Here is a 20,601-nt window from a genome sequence, read left to right on the forward strand (position 1 = left end):
GCGCCGGGGGCCTTCGGTGTTCCGCGTGGCGTCCTAAGCCCGGTCTCTGCCGCTGCCGCCGTCGCGTACGTGCTTGAGGCGGGCCCGGGCGCGGACCGAGTCGGGGCCCGTCAGGTCCGACCAGTAGCGGTGGCACGTCACGAAGACGGCCAGCTCCAGCTCACGGCGGCGGAGCTTTTCGACCTCGGCCTGCTCGTCCTCGGTCCAGCCCGGTGAGGCCGGGCGCTCCAGCTTGCGCCAGCCCTGGGTGTCGCTGACCGCGTCGAGGGGCGCGACCGACCAGGGGAGCCGCTTGAGCAGGTCCAGGAGCTCGGCCCGGATCTGGTGCAGCTCCTCCTGGCCGGCGCGGAGGTCGCTCGGGAAATCGAAGTCGGAATCATCGGTCGCTGCCACCCGGCAATGGTACGTCTGTTCGAATTCGACGTGCGAGCCAGTCGGGGGAGTTCACGCGAACGTGCGATCGGAACGCGTGTTCGGAAGAGGTGGGCGACGAGCGGCGGGCGGCGGCAGACTGGAGGCATGTGCCGCAGCATCAAGACCCTTCGCCCGCCCGTGCTCCCCGAGGAAGCCTCCGAGGACGAGATCAGGGCCGCAGCCTTGCAGTACGTGCGGAAGGTGTCCGGGTTCCGGGCGCCGGCCGCGCACAACCAGGAGGTGTTCGACCGGGCCGTGGAGGAGATCGCCCGGGCCACCGCCGCCCTGCTCGACGGTCTGGAGGTGCGGGGAGCCCCCAAGGCGGCTCAGGCCTCCTGACTGCGGCTCAGGCTTCCTGGGGCTTCGGGGCCGGGCGGCGCATCACGTACGCCGCCACCAGGCCCGCGCCGACCAGCGCGAGCAGCGACACCACGGTGGAGAGCCAGCTAGCGCCGAGCCACTGCGCGCCGAAGTAGCCGAGCGCCACGCTGTACGCGGCCCAGGCGACGCCCGCCGCGGCGGACCAGGGCAGGAACTCGCGGACCTTGCGGTGTGCGGAGCCGGCCGCGAAGGAGACGACCGAGCGGCCCGCGGGCGCGAACCTGGCGATGATCACGAGCAGGCCGCCGCTGGAGCGGGCGAGCGCTCCGCCGAGACGTTCCTGCGCGGTCGTCAGGCGCCGGGAGCGGGCGATGGCGCGGTCCAGGCGCTCGCCGCCGCGCCAGGCGAGGCGGTACGCGACCAGGTCGCCGAGGACGGAGGCCGTCGCGGCGCTGAGCGTGAGCACCAGGAGGTCCGGCACACCGTGCGGGACGGCGCCGGTGGCCGCGCCCGAGCCGGCCGCCGCCGCGGTGGCCGCGGTGATCACGAGGACGCCGCTGGGCAGCACGGGCACGAAGACGTCGAAGAGCACGGAGAGCGCCACGATCGCGTAGATCCATGGGCTTCCGGTCAGCGACCCCACACTCTCCAGCACTGCGAGCCAACTCCTGTACGAACGTTCCCCCGGGACCGTTCCCTCCAGGCAGGAGCGGCTTCATGACAGCTGTACAGCGTACGCCCGGAGTGTCGCCCGAGTGACGCAAGGGGTACAGATGTTCCCCATCTCACGTTCACCCGAGTGCGCCGCTCCGGGCGGCGCCGGGCCTCCGCTTCGCGTACGAACGAGCCAGTACCGAGACGACCAAAGGAACTGGCGATGGTGGCAGGAATGGTGACCGGCGCTCTCGCGGCGGCCGTGCTGGCGGCGGGCGGCGGCGGGGCGGGCGGCACCGCGCAGAGCTATGCGCAGAGCTATTGGGTGCGGGCCGCGGCGACCTTCTCACCGCCCATGGCGTTCGTGGCGTCGCCCGCGATGACGTACGACATGAAGCTGGTGCCCGCGGCGGCGTCGATCACGGTCGACCAGCGCGGCGACGGGAAGAGCATGACCGTGGGCCTGAGCGTCGAGGGGCTGGCCCCGGGCCACGCCTACGGCGCGCACGTGCACCAGAAACCCTGTGGCGCGGACCCGGAGGCCGCGGGCGGGCACTACCAGCACGTGGTCGATCCGAAGCAGGCGACCGCCGCGAACGAGGTGTGGCTCGACTTGACCACCGACGCCACCGGGAAGGGCGCGGTCGCGGTCCGCAAGGCGTGGGGCCTGCGGGCCGGCGAGGCGGGGTCGGTCGTGATCCATGACGCGCCGGGCGGGGCGGGCAAGCGCGTGGGGTGTCTGACGGTGCCGTTCCAGTCGGTGTCGTCGGCGTCCTAGTACCACCGCCCGCGCTGCTCATGACGGCGCCCGCTCTCCGTGGGGAGGGCGGGCGCCGTCGTGTGCCTGTGCCGGGAAGGTCAGGCCGCGACCGTGGCGCGCTCCGGGCGTGCCTCCTCGGCCCGTTCGCCGCGCGCGGCGAACAGCCGGTCCAGGCCGAACGCGCCCGAACCGGTGAAGACGAGCAGCAGCAGGGCCCAGCAGAACATCGTGGAGGCCTCACCGCCGTTCTGGAGCGGCCACAGGGCCTCGGGCTGGTGGACCTTGAAGTACGCGTAGGCCATCGACCCGGACGAGATCAGCGCCGCGGCGCGGGTGCCGAGGCCGAGCAGGACCAGAACGCCGCCGACGAGCTGGATGACGGCCGCGTACCAGCCGGGCCAGGTGCCGGCCTCGACGGTGCCGCTCCCGGAGGTGCCGAGGACGCCGAAGAGCGAGGAGGCGCCGTGGCAGGCGAAAAGCAGGCCGACGACCATGCGGAACAGGCCGAGGGCGTAGGGCTGGGCGTTGTTGAGACGTCCAGTCATGGGGGGCTCCTTCAGTTCGGTTGGGGACGTAACCGAGTTCACCGATGGAGTCGGCGCCGACGCTGCCGCCGTTGCCACCGGAGGGGAAGAGCCACAGGTTAGGTGCACCTAAACAACGCTTGCAAGTTCAACATTCGGCCAAGGTCGTATTCCGTTTCGGGTCCCGGAAGGAGCGCGCGGCTCAGGTGATCGTGCGGTGGTCCGTCCGGACCAGGCCGCGTCGCGCGTCGGCCCGGTCGAGGGAGAGGTCCGACGAACGGCCGCGCAGCGTCAGCGTCATCAGGTGGTTCCCGAACCAGGGGCCGCCGGTCCTGCGCCACTTGATCCGGGGCGCAGCCGCGCGCGCGTGCCGGGCCAGACGGCGCCCGATGGCCCGCCCCGTGCGGCTCCAGCCGAAGCGGAAGCCGACCCGCATATAGCTGGGAATGGAGTTGTGGACGGGGGAGCAGGTGAGCTGGAGGACATGGGCGCTGGGGGCCTGGGCGCCCGCCGGCCAGGACGGTTCGGCGATGTACGCGTGGTGCACGTCGCCGCCCAGGACCGAGACGGTCGCGGGCGCCGCGGGGCCGCCACCGGCCTCCGCGACCAGATCCGTGAGTGTGTCGAACGAGGCCGGGAACGCCGCCCAGTGCTCCAGGTCGGCGCGCCTGCGCAGTTTCTCGCCGCGCTGTGCCCAGCGGGCGCCTCGCTCGCCGCGGCTCATCGCCGCGTTCCATACCTCGGCGTCGTGGATGAGATGCGGCAGCAGCCAGGGCAGTGACGTACCGATGAGGAGGTGGTCGTAGGCGCCGGTGGCGGAGTCCTGCCCTTCGAGGGCCTGCTCGCGCACCCAGCGTTCCTCGTCCGGGTCGAGCATCGCCCTGTTCTGCTCGTCGAGGACGCGGGCGGCCCGGGTGTCGACCATCACCAGGCGTACGCGGCCGAAGTCGCGGCGGTAGCTCCAGCGGGCGCAGGAGGGGTCGGCGTCGGCCCGCGCGGCGAACTCACGCAGGACGTCCGTGCCGTCGGGGGTCGCGCGGACCGCCGCGTAGAGCGGGTCGGCGGCGAGTTCGGACGGGGTCAGGTTGCCTACGTGCTGGTGCACCCAGTACGACATGAGGCCGCTCAGGATGCGCTCCTGCCACCAGGGTGTGGCACGCATGTCCTGGACCCAGGCGGCGCTGGTGTTCCAGTCGTCTATCACGTCGTGATCATCGAAAAGCATGCAACTGGGGACCGTGGAGAGCAGCCAGCGGATCTCCGGGTCGAGCCAGGACTCGTAGTAGAGGTGCGCGTACTCCTGGTAGTCCGCGACCTGGGTGCCGGGCGGGTCCAAGAGGTCGCGGCGGCGGGCCAGCCACTCCTGCGTCGCCGGTGACGTCTCGTCCGCGTACACCTGGTCGCCGAGGAGGACGAGGACGTCGGGGCGGTCGGCCGTCGGGTCGGCGGCGAGGTGGGCGGCGAGTGTGTCGAGGGCGTCGGGGCCCACGGGGTCGCGCTCTCCGCCGAGCTCCCGGCTCCGCTCGCGCCAGGAGGAGCCCGAGGCGGGCGGAGCGGCCCAGCGGCACGAGCCGAAGGTGACGCGTACGGGTTCGTCCGCCCCGTACGCGGGGGTGCGGATGGTGCTGGCCGGGAAGGCGGAGTCCGGCTCGGGCCAGACCGTGACGCCGTCCAGGACCACCTCGTACGGGGTTCCGGTGCCCGGGGTGAGGCCGGTGACCGGCACCAGCGCGTAATGGTGGCCGTCGATCTGGAAGGTGTGCGCGCTGCCGGACGCGCCGTCCGCGCAGCGCACCTCGGCGACACAGGGCCGGCTCGCCTCGACCCAGACCGTCGCCGCCTCCTCGTCCACGTACCTCAGCAGTGGTCCCAGGCACAGCCTTGCCACGTTGCTCTCCTCCGCTCCTCCGACGTCCGGACCGGTGACCGGTCGGTGTCGGGCTTCGTCTCGCTTCGTCGTGCCCCAGTGGGTCCGTACGGTACGGAACGCCGGGTCGGAGTGGGGGTGCGGGGCGGGGTGCCTGTGTCAGCAGCCGCTCAGTTTGGACTGGATCGCCGACTTCTCCGCCGAGTCCACCGAGAGGGCGTAGTAGTGCTTCACCTGCACGTACATCCGCAGGTACGTGCAGGCGTACGCGGCGCGCGGCGGCATCCACTCGGCCGGGTCCTTGTCGCCCTTGGACTGGTTGACGTTGTCGGTGACGGCGATGAGCTGGGGGCGGGTGAGGTCGTTGGCGAAGCCCTGGCGCTTGTCCGTCGTCCAGGAGCTCGCCCCGGACTTCCATGCCTCGGAGAGCGGTACGACGTGGTCGATGTCCACGTCGCCCGAGGCGGTCCAGGTGGCGCCGTCGTACTCGGAGTACCAACTGCCGGACGTGGCCGCGCAGTCGGAGCCGGTGCTCACGTTCTTGCCGTCGCGCTTGAGGACCGTCTCGCGGGTGTTGCAGGTGCCGGACTGGGTGATCCAGTGCGGGAACTTGTCCCGGCTGTAGCCGTCGGAGGAGCCCTCTGTCTTGACGGTCAGCGCCGCGAGGTAGGTGCGGGCTGTGGCGGCGGTCACCGGGGTGGGTGGGGCGGCCTGGGCGGTCGGTGCGGTGAGGAGGGTGAGGGTGGTGAGGAGGGCGGCTGTGGCGGTGCCTGTCGCTGCGCGGTGGAGGTGACGCGCGTAGATGCGGGGCATGTCGGGCTCCCTTGGGGTGGGGGGGTGTTGGCGTGGGGCCATCGTGGGGGGGAGGGGGTTTCGGTGGGGTGTGCGGGTGGTGACAGGGTCGCGTCAAGTTGGTGTGCGGAGCAAGGGGTTTGGCCGTAACTGGGTGATCCGGGTGGGGATTTGAGCCGGTTGGGTGTACGTCGCCTTATTGGCGGGCGGGGTTTGCGCCGAGGTCGCGGGGCTCTGCCCCGGGCCCCGCTCCTCAATCGCCGGAGGGGCTCAAGTGCGGGCTTAAGTGGGGGGCGGGTGGCGATCACGGTGGAGTGTTTTGTACCGTGGGGGAACAAAGTGGTTCCCGCCCGCGTACCCTGACCGGTGGGCGGGGCCACCTTGTTTTCGTTGGTCCGCGTTCTCTGGAGACTGTTGATGACGGCCACGCCCACCGTTCTGTCCGCGCGCGCCCTCCTGCTCGACATGGACGGCACCCTCGTCAACTCCGACGCCGTGGTCGAGCGGATCTGGCGGCGCTGGGCCGCCACGCACGAGCTGGACGGCGACCACGTCATGGGCGTCGTGCACGGACGGCAGGGATACGCCTCCATGGCCGTCCTGCTGCCCGAGCGCCCCATGGCGGAGAACTACGCCGACAACGCCCGCATGCTCGCCGCCGAGACCGCCGACATGGACGGGGTCGTGCCCGTCGCGGGCGCCGCGGGGTTCCTGGAGGCGATCATCTCGGGCGGGCTTGCGCACGCGCTGGTCACCTCGGCGGACGTCGCGTTGTCGACCGGGCGGATGGCCGCCGCGGGGCTGCCCTACCCGGTGGTGCGCGTGACGGCCGAGAGCGTGGGCGCCAGCAAGCCGGACCCGGAGGGGTTCCTGAAGGGCGCCGCCGAGCTGGGAGTCGACCCGGCCGACTGCGTCGTGTTCGAGGACTCGGGCGCCGGAATCGCGGCAGGGCGTTCCGCGGGGATGCGGGTGGTCGGGGTCGGGCCCCGCGCGGGTGCGCACGAGCCCACCGTCCATGTGCCGGACCTGACGGCCGTACGGGTCGAGGCCGGCGCCGACGGGGAGATCCTGCTGCACATCGGGTGAGTCGCCCCAGCGGAAGGAGCCTCCGTACGCCCGTCAGGGACTGTCAGGGACCGTAGGGACCCTCAGCGGGTCTCCCTCTCCAGTGCCTGGCGCGTCGCCGTGCCGTACGTGCCCGGGGAGTCGTCGCGGATCCCGCGGGACATCTGGAAGGCGCGCACCGCGTACTCCGTACGGCTGTCGAAGTCGCCGTCCGGGTCGTCCGCGTACAGGTGCAACTTCCGCAGCCGGTACTGGAGTTCGGCGACCTGCGGGCCGCGGTCGCCGCGTCGCAGAACTGATTCCTGTGTCTGCGGCGGGCGCGTCTGGCTGCGTGTCGGGGTCGTGGACGGGCTCGCTGCCGAGCGGGTCGGGGACGGGGCGTGGGACGGCGTGCGGGTCGGCGTCGGTGTCGCCGTGGGGGATGCGGAGGCCGAGGCCGGCTGGGATGCCGGGGGCGGTGTCGTGGTGCGCGTCGACGGGGCGGACCGGTTCGGGGTCGGCCGCTGCGGCGCCGACGTCGAGGTCAGCGGGGCGGTCGCCTCCTGCGCGGTGGCGCTCGTGTCGCCGTCGCCCGACGAGATCAGGACCGTCACCAGCGCCGCCACACTCAGCACACCCGCGACCGCGGCCAGCAGCAGCACCGGCGCGCGGCGCGGCCTGTCCTCGGGCCGGTCGTCGTAGTCCGCCGGTTCGTCGGGCGTCGCCCTGGGCTGCTCCGGCGGCAGCGGCGGATGCGCGTACGGGTCGGGGACGCGCGGTGGCGGGGGCTGTGAGGGCTCGGGCAGGGTCACATAGGGGCGGACACGGAGCGGACCGAAGCCGTCCGCCTCGCAGGAGCACGCCGGACCCCCGTCCGGCCCCACCCCTGCTCCGCACTCCGGGCACTTGCGCCGTCGCTCACCACTCATCTGTGGTCCCCCTCCCCGAGAACTGCAGCGAATTATGCAGACCCCGGGTTACGTCCGCAGCGCCGGTCCCCGACTCAACAGGCCAAACCGCGCCGCACCGACCAGGATGGGAAGTACCAAGCCCCCGGCCGGACCGGGCCGGGGTGCCTTCGGAGGTGGCCATGAGCAGCCAGGACACCGGCGCCACAGCGGGCGGAGGCGGCAGCTCCCGTACGCATCAGGGCCTTCCCGGCGACGCACACAAATCCGGGGGCGTCCTCGTCTCCATCGGGGCGCTGCTGCTCGGCATGCTGCTCGCCGCGCTCGACCAGACCATCGTCTCCACGGCGCTGCCGACCATCGTCAGCGATCTGGGCGGCCTGGAGCACCTGTCCTGGGTCGTCACCGCGTACATGCTCGCCGCGACGGCCGCGACGCCCCTGTGGGGCAAGCTCGGCGACCAGTACGGGCGCAAGAGGCTCTTCCAGCTCGCGATCGTGATCTTCCTGATCGGTTCGGCGCTCTGCGGAATGGCACAGAACATGCCGCAGCTGATCGGCTTCCGGGCGCTTCAAGGACTCGGCGGCGGCGGCCTGATGGTGCTGTCCATGGCGATCGTCGGCGACCTCGTGTCGCCGCGGGAGAGGGGGAAGTACCAAGGGCTGTTCGGTGCCGTGTTCGGTGCGACGAGCGTGCTCGGGCCGCTGCTGGGCGGGCTGTTCACCGAGCACCTGAGCTGGCGCTGGGTCTTCTACGTCAACCTGCCGGTCGGCGTCGTCGCGCTCCTCGTCATCGCCGCCGCCCTGCACATCCCGGTCCACTCGAAGAAACACCGCATCGACTACCTCGGCACCTTCCTCATCGCGGCCGTCGCCACCTGTCTCGTCCTCGTCGCCTCGCTCGGCGGCACGACCTGGGGCTGGGGCTCGCCGCAGATCATCGGCCTCGCCGTGCTGGGTGTCGTGCTCGCCGTCGTCTTCGTGTTCGTGGAGCTCCGGGCGGCCGAACCGGTGCTGCCGATGAAACTGTTCCGGGTCCGCACCTTCACCCTCGCCGCCGTCATCAGCTTCGTCGTCGGCTTCGCGATGTTCGGCGCGATGACCTACCTGCCGACGTTCCTCCAGGTCGTCCAGGGTGTCTCGCCGACCATGTCGGGTGTGCACATGCTGCCCATGGTGATCGGCCTGCTGCTCTCCTCCACCGTCTCCGGGCAGATCGTCAGCCGCACCGGCCGCTGGAAGATCTTCCCTGTCGCGGGCACCGCCGTCACCACCATCGGCCTGCTGCTCCTGCACAACCTCGACGAGACCAGCTCCACCTGGGAGATGAGCGGCTACTTCTTCGTCTTCGGTCTCGGTCTCGGCCTCGTCATGCAGGTGCTCGTGCTCATCGTGCAGAACGCGGTGCCGTACGAGGACCTGGGCGTCGCCACCTCGGGCGCCACGTTCTTCCGCTCCATCGGAGCCTCCTTCGGCGTCGCGATCTTCGGCACGATCTTCGCCAACCGCCTTGCCACCAAGCTGACTTCGGCGCTGAGCGGGCAGCAGGCGCCGCCCGGTGTCAGCCCCGACTCGCTCAAGGCCGACCCGCGCGGCATCGGCGGCCTCCCGCCCGACCTGCGCCAGCCGGTCCTGCACGCCTACGCGACCTCCATCACCGACGTCTTCCTCTACGCCGCCCCGGTCGCCCTGCTCGCCTTCGTCCTCTCCTGGTTCCTGCGCGAGGACCGGCTGCGTGCCTCCGTCACCGCGCCCGACCCGACCCAGACGCTCGCCTCCAACCCCGTGGAGCGCTCCTCCTACGACGAGGTGGCGCGGGCCCTGTCGACCCTCGGGACGCGCGAGGGACGGCGCGAGATCTACGAGAAGATCACCGCGCGGGCCGGCTACGACCTGCTGCCCGCGGCCAGTTGGCTCCTCCTGCGCGTCAACCGGTACGGCTGGGCCGAGCCGGCCGTCCTCGCCGAGCGCAGCGCCGTACCCCTGCCGGTGATCATCGCGGCGGCGCGGCAGGTGGAGGAGCGGCGGCTCGCGGTGCGGGAGGGGCTCGACCTCGTCCTCACCGATGAGGGGCGGGCGGTCGCCGCCCGGCTCGGCGCGGCCCGCGAGGAGTCGCTCGCGGAGCTGCTCGGCGACTGGTGGACTCCCGAACGTCCTACGGATCTGCACCAGTTGGTGCGCGAACTCAACGCGGAGATGTGCGGATCGGACGCCGAGCGGCCGCACGCCGGGGGTGGCGGCGGACGGCAGGGGCTCGCCGCCTGACGCCCGTGCCGGCGGCTAGGACCTGTCTTCAAACTCCCGTCGTCGCCCGGAGGGCGGCCCCGCGGCGTCTGGTGCGTGCTCTCGGCGTGCCGGGTGCAAGGCCTCGTACTGGATGTACTTGGCCTTACGCCCGGTGCGGCGAGAGTGCGTGCCAGGCGTCGCGGGGCAGACGGGAGTTTGAAGACAGGTCCTAGCGGGCCAGCCGTTTGACGAACCAGTGCTCGGCGTAGATGTCGTCGTTGTGCCGCTCGGTCTCCTGATAGCCGAGCCGGGCGTACAGGGCGCGGGCCTCGACGAGATCGCCGCGGGTGTCCAGGCGGACGCTCCCGGCGCCCAGGCCGCGGGCCGCCTCCTCGGCCGCCGCCACGAGCAGCGGAGCCCCGCCCTTGCCACGCAGCTCCTTGGTCACGAAGACGCGGGTCAGCTCGCCCGTGTCCGGACCGACCAGCCGCACCCCCGCGGTCCCGGCGGGCTCCCCGTCGTACCACCCGACGAGCAACTGGCCCCGTGGCGGCGCCAGTTGCTCACCGGTCTCGGCCGCGATCTCCCGCTCCAGCTCCGCCGGGTCGGTGGCGTGCCCCTCGTGCAGCAGATACCAGCGGTCGCTCACCTCCGTGTAGTACGCGCGCCACAGGGCGGCGGCGACGGGAGAGTCGTACGGCTCGGGAGAAACGGTCCAGGGGGTGCGCATGGCGCATTGTGGGGGCGGTGGGGTGAGCGGCCGCAACCGGATTTCGTCCTGCGGGAGCCCTGGGTCGTGCGGCCTGTTTGAGCCTGGCGGGGCGGGCAACCCGGTTCACCGTAAGCACGGTTGACAGCTGAGCCGTATTCGACGGATACCGGGAAGGTCGGGAAGACACCCATGTCCACAGGCGTGATCATCGCTCTGATCGTGGTGGGGATCGTGGTCGTCGTCGCGGCGGGCGTCTTCGCCGCGCGGACCAAGCCCCGCGGCGGACGGAGCCTCAGGAGCCGTTTCGGGCCCGAGTACGAGCGGGTCGTCGCCCGGCACGACGGCGACACGAAAGCCGCCGAGCAGGAGCTGACGGAGCGGGTGCGGCGGCACGGGTCGCTGCACACGCACGAGCTGGAGCCCGCCGCGCGCGAGCGGTACCAGGCGCGCTGGGCCGCGGCCCAGGAGCGCTTCGTCGAGTCGCCCGCGGAGGCGGTCACCGAGGCCGACCTGCTCATCGGCGCCCTGGCGAAGGAGCGCGGCTTCCCCGACGGCAGCCGCTACGACGAGCAGTTCGAAGCCCTCTCCGTGCACCACGGCCCGCACGTCCACGGCTACCGGCGCGTCCACCTTGCGGCGCACACCCACCTGGACGGTGCCGAGGCGAACGGTGCCGGTGGCGGTACCGGTACGGAGGAGCTGCGCGCCGCGATGGTCGAGGCGCGGGCCCTGTTCGAGGACCTGATCGGGGCGGGCGGCCAGGTCGGCCGCCGCGACAGGACGGACGAGGCGGCCGACCGTGCGACGGACGGCACGACGACGCGGCACGAGCGGACGAGCCCCCTCAAGGGGCGTCTTGCGAAGGGGAGTTGAGCGACGATGAAGGACATCGATCGAGCGCGGCAGGACGACGAGTACGCGACGGGTCGACACGAGGGTTCCGTGCCTGGTCAGGGTCAGGGTCAGGTGCCGGGCCAGGGGCAGGTACCGGCTCAGGGTCAGGTGCCGGGTCAGAGCCGGGTGCCGGGGTCGGTTCCGGGGCAGCGGGACGGTTCGGTGACGGGCGGTGACCCGCTGCGCGAGCCGCCGGCGCCCGGCGCTCACGAGCCCCCGCGCATGCCTCGGCACGACGCCCCGCCGGAGCCCGGGTACGAGCCGCGGCACGAGCAGGTACCGGGCCAGGGCACGGGCCAGGGCGCGGACCCGCTCGCCGCACCGGATCCGCTGGCCGCACCGGGCGCGGGCGCCACGGACCCCCTCGCCACTCCGAACCCCGGCCCGGCGGGTACCGGTCCGGCGCATACCGGCCCGGCGGGTACCGGCGCCGGCCACCACGGCGACAGCCCACGGCACGGCCTGGACGGACCGGCGGCGCACCACGGAAACGGCACCTCGTCCACCCTGGTCGCTCCCGACGCCCGTGACGACCTGGCGGGACGCCTCAAGCACGCCGTCGCCGGGTTCGTGGACCAGCCCCGGGCCGCGGTGGAGGAGGCCGACCACGTCCTGGAGGACCTGACGGTCCGGCTCACCGAGACCCTCGCCGGCCGCCGCCGTACCCTGCGGACGTCCTGGGAGGAGTCCCATGAGGACACGGAGCGGCTCCGCCTGGCGCTCCAGGACTACCGGGAGACGGCCGAGCGCCTGCTGAGCCTCTGAGCAGCCGCTGAGCCGCGGAGCCCGCGAGGCCGCTACTCGCCCGTCCTGGCCAGGGACGCCGCTTCCCAGGCGAAACCGTCGGGGTCGGTGAACGACCCGGCGGTGCCGCCCAGCACGATCCGGTGCGAACCCGTGCCGTCTGCGGGAACACCGGCGTCCTTGGCCAGCGCGGTGCGCTTGTACAGCGCCAGCGTGACGGGCCCCGTCCCGGCGGCGAACTCCACGTACTTGCTGCCGAAGCTCTTGGCCACGGCCAGGCCCTGACCGACGTAGAACTGCCTGCTCGCCTTCATGTCCTCGACACCGAGCAGCAGCACGACCGAGTCGATGTGCCCGGTGGCCGGGCCGCTGTTCTTCTTGGCCGAGGTGGCGAGCTTCCAGATGGTCCCGTCCGGGGCCTGGACGACGCCGCCATAACCCCAGAGCGACTTCGAGGCCGGCTTCAGCGTGGTGGCGCCGGCCTCGAGGGCTGCCCGGACGAGTACGTCGACGTCGGCCGGCTGGGAGACCGTGAGCGACAGCGTGAATCCGCGGAAGCCGGAAGCCGGCTCCTCGGTGGCCCGCAGGCTCAGCTCGGGACCGAGGCCGAAGGCGGTGGCGTAGAAGCGTTCGGCGGCCGTGAGGTCGGCGACTTCGAGGGTTACGGATGCGAGGGAGGTCATGCGGACAACGCTAGGACCGGCGGTGCCGCCGTGGCTTCTTCATTCCTGACCGGTATCGCGGGCCGTTTCGCGGGCCGTTTCGCGGGCCGTATCGCGGGGCCCGCGACACCGGGCGGATCGTGCTTACGCGTTCTTCGGCGCCGCCTGCTGCACGACCTCGAAGGACCAGACCGAGGAGCCGCTGGCGGCGGGCTTCGGGCGGTCGCCGCCGCCCTGGTGGGCCGCCTTCATCGGGCCCTCCATCCAGGCCCGGAACGACTCCTCGTCACGCCAGCGCGTGTAGACCAGGTAGTCGTCGGTGCCCTCGACGGGGCGCAGCAGCTCGAACCACTCGAAGCCGTCCGAGTTCTCGACGGCGCCCGCGCGGGAGGCGAAGCGCTTCTCCAGGACCTCGCGCTGTTCGGCCGGGACGGTCAGGACGTTGATCTTGACGATGCTCATGGGTTCATCCTGCCGCACGGCCGTCCGGCGCCTAGTATGCGGCTCCTACGGACACGAACGCTGGGGGAGTGCGGTGCTCGAACTGACCATGGCCACGATGGCGGGCGGTGACGCGGGGGCCACGGCCGGGATGGTGATGGCCGAGGCGCCCAGTGAGCCGGGGGCCGTGCTGCGGGTGGGGAGGGACGGCAGCGTGTGCCGGCTCGTGACGCCGGAGGACTGGCTGTTCGTGTCCCGGGTGCATCTGGAGTTCCAGTGCGGGCCCGACGGGGAGTGGAGCCTCTTCTGGCTGCGGGGTTCCCAGGGTGATCCCGCGTCGGAGGTGCGGGTGCGGCTCGGGGACGCGCAGGGGCCGGGTCAACCCCTGTCGTACGGAGGGGTGTTGCGGCTGCCGCGCGGCGGCTCCGGCGAGGTCGTCGTCCTCGACCGGGGCGGGCCGCGCAGCGTGAACGTGGGCTTCTACCAGGAGAGTTGAGGCGGAGGGCAGAGGCGGAGGGTTGAGGCAGCCACACCACGCCCCGCTGCTCACTCCTGTACGTACGCCACGGCGAAGCCGTCGTATCCCTTGGCGCCGACCGTCTGGATCGCCGTCGCCTCCAGCTTCGGGTGGTCGGCGAGGAACTGGAGCGCCGCACGGGTGCCGGTGATGTCCGGCTGGGTGCTCCCGGCGTCGATGACGCGGCCGTCGCGCACCACGTTGTCGACCACGATGACGCTGCCCGGCCGCGTCAGCCGCACCGCCCAGTCCAGGTAGTTCGGGTTGTTCACCTTGTCCGCGTCGATGAAGACGAGGTCGAACACGTGCCCCTCGTCGGCGACCTGGGGGAGCGAGTCGAGGGCGGCGCCCACCCGGATCTCGACCACCTTGTCCAGGCCGGCGCGGGCGATGTTGGCGCGGGCCACCTCGGCGTGGCGGGGGCTGTACTCCAGGGTGATCAGGCTGCCGTCGGCGGGCAGGGCGCGGGCCAGCCAGATGGTGCTGTAGCCGCCGAGCGTGCCGATCTCCAGGATGCGGCGGGCGCCTCGGATCCGGGCGAGCAGGTGCAGCAGCTTTCCGTTGGTGGCGGTGACGCTGATGCTGGGCAGGTCCGCCGCCTCGCTGTCCGAGAGAGCGGCGGCCAGCGCTTCGTCGGCGGGGGCGAGAAGGTCGCTGAGATACGCGTCGACGGCGGCGGGAGCGGGCTGCTGGGGCTCGGGGTGAGAGGTCATGGCCGTCAGCCTAGGCGCGGGGGCGGACGCGGGGGCGGGTGCCGACGGACGGGCGGCGGCAGACGGAGGGGCGGTGGCGCAACCCTGTGCCGCCGCCCCTGCTCCGCCGCCCCTGCGCCGTGCTCGTGGACCGCGATCCCGCTCCGGCCGCCGGATCAGACGGCGGGCGGTGACCCCGGGAGCGGGCGGCCCGCCGACTCGCGCATGCGCCAGGCCGCGATGCCGCCGACGACGGCCGCGGCCATCATGTAGTAGGCCGGGATCATCAGGTCGCCGGTGGCCGCGATGAGGGCCGCCGCGACGAGCGGGGTGGTGCCGCCGAACAGGGACACCGAGAGGTTGAAGCCGACGGACAGGGAGCCGTAGCGGACCTTCGTCGGGAACAGCGCCGGGAGCGTCGAGGGCATCGACGACGTGAAGCCGACCAGGAGCAGGCCGAGGGCGGCGAGGCCGAGGGCGATGGCCCAGGTGGAGCCCGCGCGGATCAGCAGCACCGCCGGGACGGAGAGCACGACGAAGCCGGCGCAGGCCGCGCCGATCACGACGCGGTGGCCGTAGCGGTCGTTGGCCCGGCCCATCGGGATCTGCACGCACATCATGAGCACCATCACGGCGATGAGGATCAGCGTGCCGTGCGTGGCGTCGTAGCCGAGCTCCTCGCTCAGGAAGGTGGGCATGTAGGAGAGGAGCATGTAGTCGGTGACGTTGAAGACGAGGACGAGGGCGATGCACAGCGCCATCGCGTTGCCGTTGCCTACGAACATGTCTTTGAGCTTCGGCTTCGGCCGTTCCTTCTGCTTGCTCTCGGCCTCCTCCGTCAGTTTCTTGAACGCGGGGGTCTCCTCCAGCTTCATCCGCACGTAGAGACCCACCAGGCCGATCGGCCCGGCGATCAGGAACGGCAGGCGCCAGCCCCAGCTGTACAGGTCGCCGTCGGAGAGAAGGGTCGTCAGCGCCGTCGCGAGGCCCGCGCCCGCCACGTAGCCGACGAGCGTGCCGAACTCCAGGAACGAGCCGAAGAAGCCGCGCCGCTTGTCGGGGGCGTACTCGGCGATGAACGTGCACGCGCCGCCGTACTCACCGCCCGTCGAGAAGCCCTGGAGCATGCGCGCCACGATCAGCAGCACCGGCGCCCACACCCCGATGGCGTTGTACGACGGGATCAGGCCGATCGCGAACGTGCCCGCCGCCATCATGATCATGGTGATGGCGAGGACGCGCTGGCGGCCGATGCGGTCGCCGAGCGGGCCGAAGAAGGCGCCGCCGATGGGGCGCACGAGGAAGGCGGCGGCGAACGTGCCGAGCGTGGACAGGACCTGCGCCGTGCTGGACGCCGTCGGGAAGAAGACGTGGCCGAGCGTCGCGGTCAGGTAGCCGTAGACGCCGAAGTCGAACCACTCCATCGCGTTGCCGAGCGCCGCGGCCTTCACCGCGCGCTTGACCAGGGACGGGTCGGTGACGGTGACATCGGACGAGGTGCGGTTCCGGTCCCGGTTCCGCACAGGTACGGAGACCTTGCCGGTACTGACTGCGATGGACGTGGCGCTGGCCAAGGGTCCGCTCGCCTGCCTTTCGTGGAGGACAAGGGCAGAGGCCGTCCACGGGAAAACGGGGAACGGCCTCAAAAGGACCATAGGGGCGTTCGGGAACGTAACGTGTAGTGCCGGTTCCGCTGCGTTGCGTTCGGAAACGTGCTCTGAGCTGGGAAAACGCAGATGGCCTTACGCTTCGCAAACAATCTAATCTGTGATCTTTGTCGCGGAACCGAGCCCGTGTAGAGCGCGGCGAAATGGGCTCCACCGCCGTTCCGACCGGTGTCTTCCGGTCAAAACCGAGTGGACAGACAGGTGAAGTGGGGGTTGCGTGCGTCTCATACCGGGGGTGGTGCGAACCTTCGAGGACGAACAGGGACGAGCAAGGGCGAGTAGGGCGACATGGGGCTTCCGACCGGAAGCCGACAAGGCGGGAGGGCCGGGAGCGCGTGGCGAATGTGGAGCACGGAAGCCCGATGACGGGACCTGCGGGCGCGGCGACGGGGCGGATGGGCGCCGTGCGCGCCGCTCTGTGGCTGATCGCCGCCGTACTCGCCGTACGTCAGCTCGTGGCGGTCCTGAGCACCCCGCGCGGCGAGCGCCTCACCGACCTGGAGACCTGGATCGGGCCGGAGGGTGTCCTGCACGTCAAGGGCTCCCTGTACGACGCGCCCGACAGGTTCACCGGCACGCCCTTCGCCGGTCTCGTCCTCAAACCGCTCTCCCGCGCCGCCGAGCAGGCGCTCGGCTGGGGGTGGACGTTCGGCTCGCTCGCTCTCGTCGTCGCCCTCGGCGTGGTCGCCGCCCGCGCGCTTCCGGGGCCCGTCTCCCGCCGTACGTCCTTGTTCGCGACGCCGGTCGCGATCAGTCTGCTCATGCTGTCCCTGCCGGTGCGCAACGCGTTCACGCTCGGCCAGACCAGCATCCTGCCGGTCCTCCTCGTCCTCCTCGGCTGCTTCGCCGTACGCGGGGAGAAGGCGTCCGGCGTGCTCATCGGCGTCGGCGCCGCCCTCCAGCCCACCGTGCTGCTGTTCGCGCCGCTCCTGTGGTTCACCGGCCGCAGACGCGCGGCACTCTCCTCGGGCGTCACCTTCGTCGCCGCGACCGGCGTCGCCTGGGCCGCGATGGCGCACGACTCGTGGACGTACTGGGTGCACCACCTGGCGGGCGCGGGCCTGGCCACCGACCCGGCCGCCAACGCCAACCAGTCGCTGCACGGCATGCTGCTCCGGTTCGGCCTGGAGGGCCCGCTCGAGAAGGTGCTCTTCCTCGTCCTCGGCGCGGGAGTCGCCGTGCTCGGTGTGCGCCGCGCCGTCACGTACGCGCGCGACGGACAGCTGCTGCTCGCCGTCGCCATCACCGGCTGTGTCGCCGTCGCCGTCTCCCCGACGACGTGGCAGCACCAGCTCCTGTGGGTGCTCCTCGCGGTCGTCGGCCGTGTCGGCAAGCGCGCCTCCGACCGCTACATGTGGCCGGTCCTCGTCGTCCTGGCGCTGACGCTGCCGTCGAAGATGCTGCTGCCGAACATGACGTCGCTCGAACCGATCCGGGACAACGTCGTGCTGATCGCGGCCCTCGCCGCCGCCTGCGTCGTCCCCTTCCTCTCCCGCACGTCACCGCTCTACCGGACGCCGATCCCGACCGACTACGCCGAGCCCGTGCCCGCCCGCTGGGCCCGGGTGCCGCTCGTCCCGGTCTGGCGCCGCGTCCTGGCCCGCCCGAACCTGATCCTCGAACTGCTCCTCATCCGCGTCGGCTACTCCGCGTACCAGCAGGTCAGGCTCGCCGCGACGGGCGGCACGATCTCCGGGGGCCGGGCCACCGCCGAGCACCACGGGGAGCAGATCCACTCGATCGAGAAGTTCCTGCACATCGACATCGAGCACTGGGTCAACCACGCGGTCTTCCACCACGCCACGTGGCTGAAGGACTTCTTCAACTTCTACTACACGTCGTTCCACTTCGTGGTCCCGCTCAGCCTCCTCGCCCTCATGTACGTGCGCCGCCCCGCCGAGTACCGCTGGGCCCGCTCGGCGCTCGGCTTCGCCACACTGCTCGCCCTCGTCGGCTTCTGGGCGTACCCCCTCGCCCCGCCCCGCCTGATGCCCGGACTCGGCTTCATCGACACGGTCCACGGCGTCCAGGACTTCTCCAAACCGAACTACGGCACGCTGACCCAGCTCACCAACCAGTACGCGGCGATGCCCTCACTCCACTTCGGCTGGTCCCTGTGGTGCGGCATCGTCATCGTCGTCCTGGCCAGAAGGAAGTGGGTGAAGACCCTCGGGCTCATCCACCCCCTGTGCACGGTCTCCGCGATCGTCGGCACCGGCAACCACTGGATCCTCGACGCGGTGGGCGGCGCGACCGTCGTCGGCATCGGCTTCCTCCTCACCTACGTGCTCCAGGGCCCCCGGGCACGAACGCGGAAAGAACCACCCGCACAGGTGGAATCCGATCGCAATTCAAGTGCTTCCGTAGCGAGTTGATTACGCTGTGCAGCCGACCTGAGGGGGCTGCATGGCCAACGTCAACGTCCTCGACCCGAGCGCCTCACCGCTCGACTACTACGGCTTCGAGCTGCGCAGACACCGGGAGGCCGCCGGCCTGACCCAGGACAAGCTCGGGGCGATCCTCAACTACACCGGCTCCCTGGTGGGCCAGATCGAGACGGCCCGCAAGCTGCCGACGCCGGAGTTCAGCGAGCGCGTCGATGCCGGGCTCGGCACGGACGGCTTCTTCTCACGCCTCGTGGGCCTCGTACTGAGGTCCCAACTGCCCGCCTGGTTCCAGCAGGTCGCCGAGCTGGAGGCGCGGGCCGTCGAGATCTGCGCCTTCCATACGCACCTGGTGCACGGGCTGCTCCAGACCCGGGCCTACGCGCGCGCTGTGCTCGGCGCGCTCGACCAGGAGAACCTCGACGACCGCACGGAGGTCCGGCTCGCGCGCCAGCGAATCCTGGACAAGGAGGACCCGCCGCTGGTGTGGCTGATCCTGGGGGAGGGAGTGCTGTACCAGGACATGGGGGTCGGTGAACACGCGGCGATGCGGGGGCAGTTCGAGCGCCTGCTGTCCTACGAGAAGGATCCGCGGGTGAATGTGCAGGTACTGCCGTTCGCGGCGGGGCCGCACGCGGGGGCGCAGGGATCGTTCGACCTGTTCCGCTTCTTCGCCGATCCGGCCATCGTCTATACCGAGGGGTATGGGCAGGGGCATCCGACGGCCAATCCGGCCACCGTCAAGGACTGTTCGCTCCGTTACGATCACCTGCAAGCCGCTGCCCTGTCGGTGCGGGACTCGGCGGAGCTGATCCGGTACGTGATGGAGGAGCACTATGCCGAAGTCGACGAACATCCAGTGGCGTAAGTCCAGTTACAGCGGCGACCAGGGCGGCTCCTGCGTGGAGTGCGCGCCGCTCGGTCCGCTCGCGTGGCGCACGTCCACGTACAGCGGTGACCAGGGCGGCGATTGTGTCGAGTGCGCTCCCGTCGGCGCGCTCGGCTGGCAGAAGTCCACGTACAGCAGTGACCAGGGCGGGGAGTGCGTGGAGGTCGCCGGAACCCCCTGTGCCGCCGTCGCCGTGCGTGACTCCAAGAATCCGGCGGGACCGAGCATCTCGTTCTCGCCGGACGCGTTCCGGACCTTCGTACGGGGTGGGCTGGTCAGCCGGCCTTGATCTCGCCGTGCAGGTGCAGGGCCCGGAGCGCCGCTTCCATCGCGAACCGGTGCTCCGGGTCGTCCAGCTGGTCACCGAAGTGGGCTTCCAGATTGCGCAGCCGGTAGCGGACGGTCTGCGCGTGGACGCCCAGCGCGTCACCGACGTGCTCCGCCGTGCCGCGCGTCGTCAGCCACGCGTGCAAGGTCTCCACGAGGCGGGCGCGGCGGGTGCCGGACGCCTTGTCGAGCGGAGCCAGTTCACGGGCCGCGATCTGGGTGGCAAGCGCCGGGTCGGCCAGCAGCCACAGCGTCACCAGATGATCCGCACAGTCGATGACCTGGGCATCGGCAACGATGTCGTCGTCCACGAGCTGAAGCATCCGGCGGGCCCAGCGCAGCGAGTCGGCGGCGTCGGCGGTCGGCACGGTGAGGCCGATCGCGAGCGGGTTGCCCAGCGCGGCGGACTCCAGCATGGCGCGGCGCTCCGCGGTGAGCGGGCCGGGGACGAGCAGATGCGGCTGCGGGACACCGAGGTCGGTGAGGACGTCGGCGTCCAGGCCGGCCTGGATGTGATCGGGCGCGGGGGTGCGCAGGGCGATCAGGGTGACCTCGTCGGGCAGCGGCCAACTCGCCTGCTCACACAGGTCGTTGATGGTCGTGTGGGTCAGTGGGGTGCCGGCGAGCAGCAGGTGGAGTAACCGTCTTCGCAGTGTCTCCAGCGCGGAGCCGGACCTGGCCTGCACCTCCATGTACCCCTCGCGGGACAGCGCCTCCAGTTCGTCGACGTAGGCGAAGAGCGCGTCGGCGAACGTGAGCAGGAGCGTGGGGGAGAGGTCGTAGCGGCGCCCGATGGTCTTGGCGCGGCGCAGCGCGACCCGTGCGCCGAGGCGGTAGGCGCCCTGGAGGGAGTCCAGCTCCCGGCCCTCGTACGCCTCTACGCGGCCGAACTTGCGCAGCAGTTCGTCGCGGACGGAGGAGGGCGCGCCGGGGTCCGCGACGCGGTCGACGAACGAGGAGAGGGCGTGCTCGACACCCTGCCGGATCGCGGCGGCGTTCGGGCCGTTGAGGAGCCGCGCGTACTCGGGGTAGGCGCGCTCCACCTCGACCCGGATCTCTTTGATGAGGGAAGGCAGTTCCGGCCGCATCACCGTGGCGAACTCCGGTGGCAGCGGGCCCAGCGGCTCGTTCACATCAAGGTGCTGTACGCGGTGCGGCATTGC

The 20,601-nt window shown here is 71.5% G+C and carries 22 protein-coding genes; 10 read left to right on the forward strand and 12 right to left on the reverse strand.

Translation table 11 applies throughout. The annotated features are described in order from the left end of the window. Nucleotides 1-33 precede the first annotated feature (33 nt). Nucleotides 34-393 carry a hypothetical protein gene (locus tag ABD366_RS17170; RefSeq protein WP_324767491.1) on the reverse strand — a complete coding sequence of 120 codons (360 nt, stop codon included), beginning with the start codon at nt 391-393 and terminating at the stop codon, nt 34-36. 126 nt (nt 394-519) lie between these two features. Here ABD366_RS17170 and ABD366_RS17175 point away from each other — a divergent pair, with 126 nt between their 5' ends. Beyond that, entirely contained in the window at nt 520-753 is a 234-nt protein-coding gene (locus ABD366_RS17175; protein WP_324767490.1) for a DUF2277 domain-containing protein, read from the forward strand. 7 nt (nt 754-760) lie between these two features. Here ABD366_RS17175 and ABD366_RS17180 read toward each other — a convergent pair whose 3' ends face one another. Then, on the reverse strand, nt 761-1,390 hold the full coding sequence (locus ABD366_RS17180; RefSeq protein WP_324767489.1) for a DedA family protein: 630 nt from the start codon (nt 1,388-1,390) through the stop codon (nt 761-763). A gap of 222 nt (nt 1,391-1,612) precedes the next feature. Here ABD366_RS17180 and ABD366_RS17185 point away from each other — a divergent pair, with 222 nt between their 5' ends. After that, nucleotides 1,613-2,167: a superoxide dismutase family protein gene (locus ABD366_RS17185; protein WP_324767488.1), complete on the forward strand. Its 555-nt coding sequence runs from the start codon at nt 1,613-1,615 to the stop codon at nt 2,165-2,167. 80 nt (nt 2,168-2,247) lie between these two features. Here the strand turns inward: ABD366_RS17185 and ABD366_RS17190 are convergent, their stop codons facing one another. The 3 genes from ABD366_RS17190 to ABD366_RS17200 all read right to left on the reverse strand — a co-directional run bounded on the left by ABD366_RS17190 (nt 2,248) and on the right by ABD366_RS17200 (nt 5,353). Beyond that, nucleotides 2,248-2,694, reverse strand: coding sequence for a DoxX family protein (locus ABD366_RS17190; protein WP_324767487.1), 447 nt, complete (start codon nt 2,692-2,694; stop codon nt 2,248-2,250). 181 nt (nt 2,695-2,875) lie between these two features. Next, on the reverse strand, nt 2,876-4,561 hold the full coding sequence (locus tag ABD366_RS17195) for an alkaline phosphatase D family protein (protein WP_324767486.1): 1,686 nt from the start codon (nt 4,559-4,561) through the stop codon (nt 2,876-2,878). 138 nt (nt 4,562-4,699) lie between these two features. Then, nucleotides 4,700-5,353, reverse strand: a complete 654-nt coding sequence (locus ABD366_RS17200; RefSeq protein WP_324767485.1) for an HNH endonuclease family protein — start codon at nt 5,351-5,353, stop codon at nt 4,700-4,702. Nucleotides 5,354-5,749: 396 nt separating this feature from the next. On the opposite strand from ABD366_RS17200, the gene ABD366_RS17205 reads away from it, so the two are divergent. Continuing rightward, nucleotides 5,750-6,418 (forward strand): HAD-IA family hydrolase, encoded by a 669-nt coding sequence (locus ABD366_RS17205; RefSeq protein ID WP_324767483.1) that lies wholly within the window; start codon nt 5,750-5,752, stop codon nt 6,416-6,418. A 62-nt stretch (nt 6,419-6,480) separates the two neighbouring features. Here ABD366_RS17205 and ABD366_RS17210 read toward each other — a convergent pair whose 3' ends face one another. Next, complete coding sequence (locus tag ABD366_RS17210) at nt 6,481-7,305, reverse strand: peptidoglycan-binding domain-containing protein (protein ID WP_324767481.1); 825 nt, start codon at nt 7,303-7,305, stop codon at nt 6,481-6,483. A 161-nt stretch (nt 7,306-7,466) separates the two neighbouring features. Between ABD366_RS17210 and ABD366_RS17215 the strand changes: the two genes are divergently transcribed. After that, nucleotides 7,467-9,548, forward strand: coding sequence for an MDR family MFS transporter (locus ABD366_RS17215; RefSeq protein WP_324767480.1), 2,082 nt, complete (start codon nt 7,467-7,469; stop codon nt 9,546-9,548). Nucleotides 9,549-9,738: 190 nt separating this feature from the next. On the opposite strand, the gene ABD366_RS17220 is transcribed toward ABD366_RS17215, so the two are convergent. Further along, complete coding sequence (locus ABD366_RS17220) at nt 9,739-10,239, reverse strand: GNAT family N-acetyltransferase (RefSeq protein WP_324766743.1); 501 nt, start codon at nt 10,237-10,239, stop codon at nt 9,739-9,741. A gap of 171 nt (nt 10,240-10,410) precedes the next feature. Between ABD366_RS17220 and ABD366_RS17225 the strand changes: the two genes are divergently transcribed. Both ABD366_RS17225 and ABD366_RS17230 read left to right on the forward strand, forming a co-directional pair. Beyond that, nucleotides 10,411-11,094 (forward strand): hypothetical protein, encoded by a 684-nt coding sequence (locus ABD366_RS17225; RefSeq protein WP_324766742.1) that lies wholly within the window; start codon nt 10,411-10,413, stop codon nt 11,092-11,094. A 243-nt stretch (nt 11,095-11,337) separates the two neighbouring features. Then, complete coding sequence (locus ABD366_RS17230) at nt 11,338-11,880, forward strand: hypothetical protein (RefSeq protein WP_324766741.1); 543 nt, start codon at nt 11,338-11,340, stop codon at nt 11,878-11,880. Between the two features lie 32 nt (nt 11,881-11,912). On the opposite strand, the gene ABD366_RS17235 is transcribed toward ABD366_RS17230, so the two are convergent. Beyond that, a complete protein-coding gene (locus ABD366_RS17235) occupies nt 11,913-12,542 on the reverse strand; it encodes a glyoxalase (protein ID WP_324766740.1) in 630 nt (209 codons plus the stop codon). 123 nt (nt 12,543-12,665) lie between these two features. Then, entirely contained in the window at nt 12,666-12,983 is a 318-nt protein-coding gene (locus ABD366_RS17240; RefSeq protein WP_324766739.1) for an antibiotic biosynthesis monooxygenase family protein, read from the reverse strand. A gap of 73 nt (nt 12,984-13,056) precedes the next feature. On the opposite strand from ABD366_RS17240, the gene ABD366_RS17245 reads away from it, so the two are divergent. Further along, the gene (locus tag ABD366_RS17245) at nt 13,057-13,458 is read left to right on the forward strand and encodes an FHA domain-containing protein (RefSeq protein WP_324766738.1); all 402 of its coding nucleotides are present in this window, start codon (nt 13,057-13,059) and stop codon (nt 13,456-13,458) included. A 50-nt stretch (nt 13,459-13,508) separates the two neighbouring features. Here the strand turns inward: ABD366_RS17245 and ABD366_RS17250 are convergent, their stop codons facing one another. Beyond that, complete coding sequence (locus ABD366_RS17250) at nt 13,509-14,192, reverse strand: O-methyltransferase (RefSeq protein WP_324766737.1); 684 nt, start codon at nt 14,190-14,192, stop codon at nt 13,509-13,511. 155 nt (nt 14,193-14,347) lie between these two features. Further along, nucleotides 14,348-15,745, reverse strand: a complete 1,398-nt coding sequence (locus ABD366_RS17255; RefSeq protein WP_411293637.1) for an MFS transporter — start codon at nt 15,743-15,745, stop codon at nt 14,348-14,350. 428 nt (nt 15,746-16,173) lie between these two features. Between ABD366_RS17255 and ABD366_RS17260 the strand changes: the two genes are divergently transcribed. From ABD366_RS17260 to ABD366_RS17270, 3 genes are read left to right on the forward strand one after another with little or no spacing between them, the layout of a single operon-like run. Then, nucleotides 16,174-18,213 (forward strand): bifunctional glycosyltransferase 87/phosphatase PAP2 family protein, encoded by a 2,040-nt coding sequence (locus tag ABD366_RS17260; RefSeq protein ID WP_411293636.1) that lies wholly within the window; start codon nt 16,174-16,176, stop codon nt 18,211-18,213. A gap of 31 nt (nt 18,214-18,244) precedes the next feature. Further along, on the forward strand, nt 18,245-19,090 hold the full coding sequence (locus ABD366_RS17265) for a helix-turn-helix domain-containing protein (protein WP_324766735.1): 846 nt from the start codon (nt 18,245-18,247) through the stop codon (nt 19,088-19,090). Further along, on the forward strand, nt 19,059-19,400 hold the full coding sequence (locus ABD366_RS17270) for a DUF397 domain-containing protein (RefSeq protein WP_324766734.1): 342 nt from the start codon (nt 19,059-19,061) through the stop codon (nt 19,398-19,400). The genes ABD366_RS17265 and ABD366_RS17270 overlap by 32 nt, the downstream gene beginning before the upstream one ends. Here ABD366_RS17270 and ABD366_RS17275 read toward each other — a convergent pair. Beyond that, nucleotides 19,387-20,598, reverse strand: a complete 1,212-nt coding sequence (locus ABD366_RS17275) for a PucR-like N-terminal domain-containing protein (protein ID WP_324766733.1) — start codon at nt 20,596-20,598, stop codon at nt 19,387-19,389. The two genes, ABD366_RS17270 and ABD366_RS17275, sit on opposite strands and share 14 nt — an antisense overlap. Nucleotides 20,599-20,601 lie beyond the last annotated feature (3 nt).

Origin of the sequence: Streptomyces kunmingensis, from assembly GCF_039533535.1 — a bacterium.
Taxonomy (GTDB): Bacteria; Actinomycetota; Actinomycetes; order Streptomycetales; family Streptomycetaceae; genus Streptomyces; species Streptomyces kunmingensis.

Bases quoted from the DNA above. Each gene is read 5' to 3' on its own strand.
- ABD366_RS17175 (WP_324767490.1), top strand. From the start codon at position 520: ATGTGCCGCAGCATCAAGACCCTTCGCCCGCCCGTGCTCCCCGAGGAA.
- ABD366_RS17185 (WP_324767488.1), top strand. From the start codon at position 1,613: ATGGTGGCAGGAATGGTGACCGGCGCTCTCGCGGCGGCCGTGCTGGCG.
- ABD366_RS17190 (WP_324767487.1), bottom strand. From the start codon at position 2,694: ATGACTGGACGTCTCAACAACGCCCAGCCCTACGCCCTCGGCCTGTTC.
- ABD366_RS17200 (WP_324767485.1), bottom strand. From the start codon at position 5,353: ATGCCCCGCATCTACGCGCGTCACCTCCACCGCGCAGCGACAGGCACC.
- ABD366_RS17205 (WP_324767483.1), top strand. From the start codon at position 5,750: ATGACGGCCACGCCCACCGTTCTGTCCGCGCGCGCCCTCCTGCTCGAC.
- ABD366_RS17210 (WP_324767481.1), bottom strand. From the start codon at position 7,305: ATGAGTGGTGAGCGACGGCGCAAGTGCCCGGAGTGCGGAGCAGGGGTG.
- ABD366_RS17215 (WP_324767480.1), top strand. From the start codon at position 7,467: ATGAGCAGCCAGGACACCGGCGCCACAGCGGGCGGAGGCGGCAGCTCC.
- ABD366_RS17220 (WP_324766743.1), bottom strand. From the start codon at position 10,239: ATGCGCACCCCCTGGACCGTTTCTCCCGAGCCGTACGACTCTCCCGTC.
- ABD366_RS17225 (WP_324766742.1), top strand. From the start codon at position 10,411: ATGTCCACAGGCGTGATCATCGCTCTGATCGTGGTGGGGATCGTGGTC.
- ABD366_RS17230 (WP_324766741.1), top strand. From the start codon at position 11,338: ATGCCTCGGCACGACGCCCCGCCGGAGCCCGGGTACGAGCCGCGGCAC.
- ABD366_RS17235 (WP_324766740.1), bottom strand. From the start codon at position 12,542: ATGACCTCCCTCGCATCCGTAACCCTCGAAGTCGCCGACCTCACGGCC.
- ABD366_RS17240 (WP_324766739.1), bottom strand. From the start codon at position 12,983: ATGAGCATCGTCAAGATCAACGTCCTGACCGTCCCGGCCGAACAGCGC.
- ABD366_RS17250 (WP_324766737.1), bottom strand. From the start codon at position 14,192: ATGACCTCTCACCCCGAGCCCCAGCAGCCCGCTCCCGCCGCCGTCGAC.
- ABD366_RS17265 (WP_324766735.1), top strand. From the start codon at position 18,245: ATGGCCAACGTCAACGTCCTCGACCCGAGCGCCTCACCGCTCGACTAC.
- ABD366_RS17270 (WP_324766734.1), top strand. From the start codon at position 19,059: ATGCCGAAGTCGACGAACATCCAGTGGCGTAAGTCCAGTTACAGCGGC.
- ABD366_RS17275 (WP_324766733.1), bottom strand. From the start codon at position 20,598: ATGCCGCACCGCGTACAGCACCTTGATGTGAACGAGCCGCTGGGCCCG.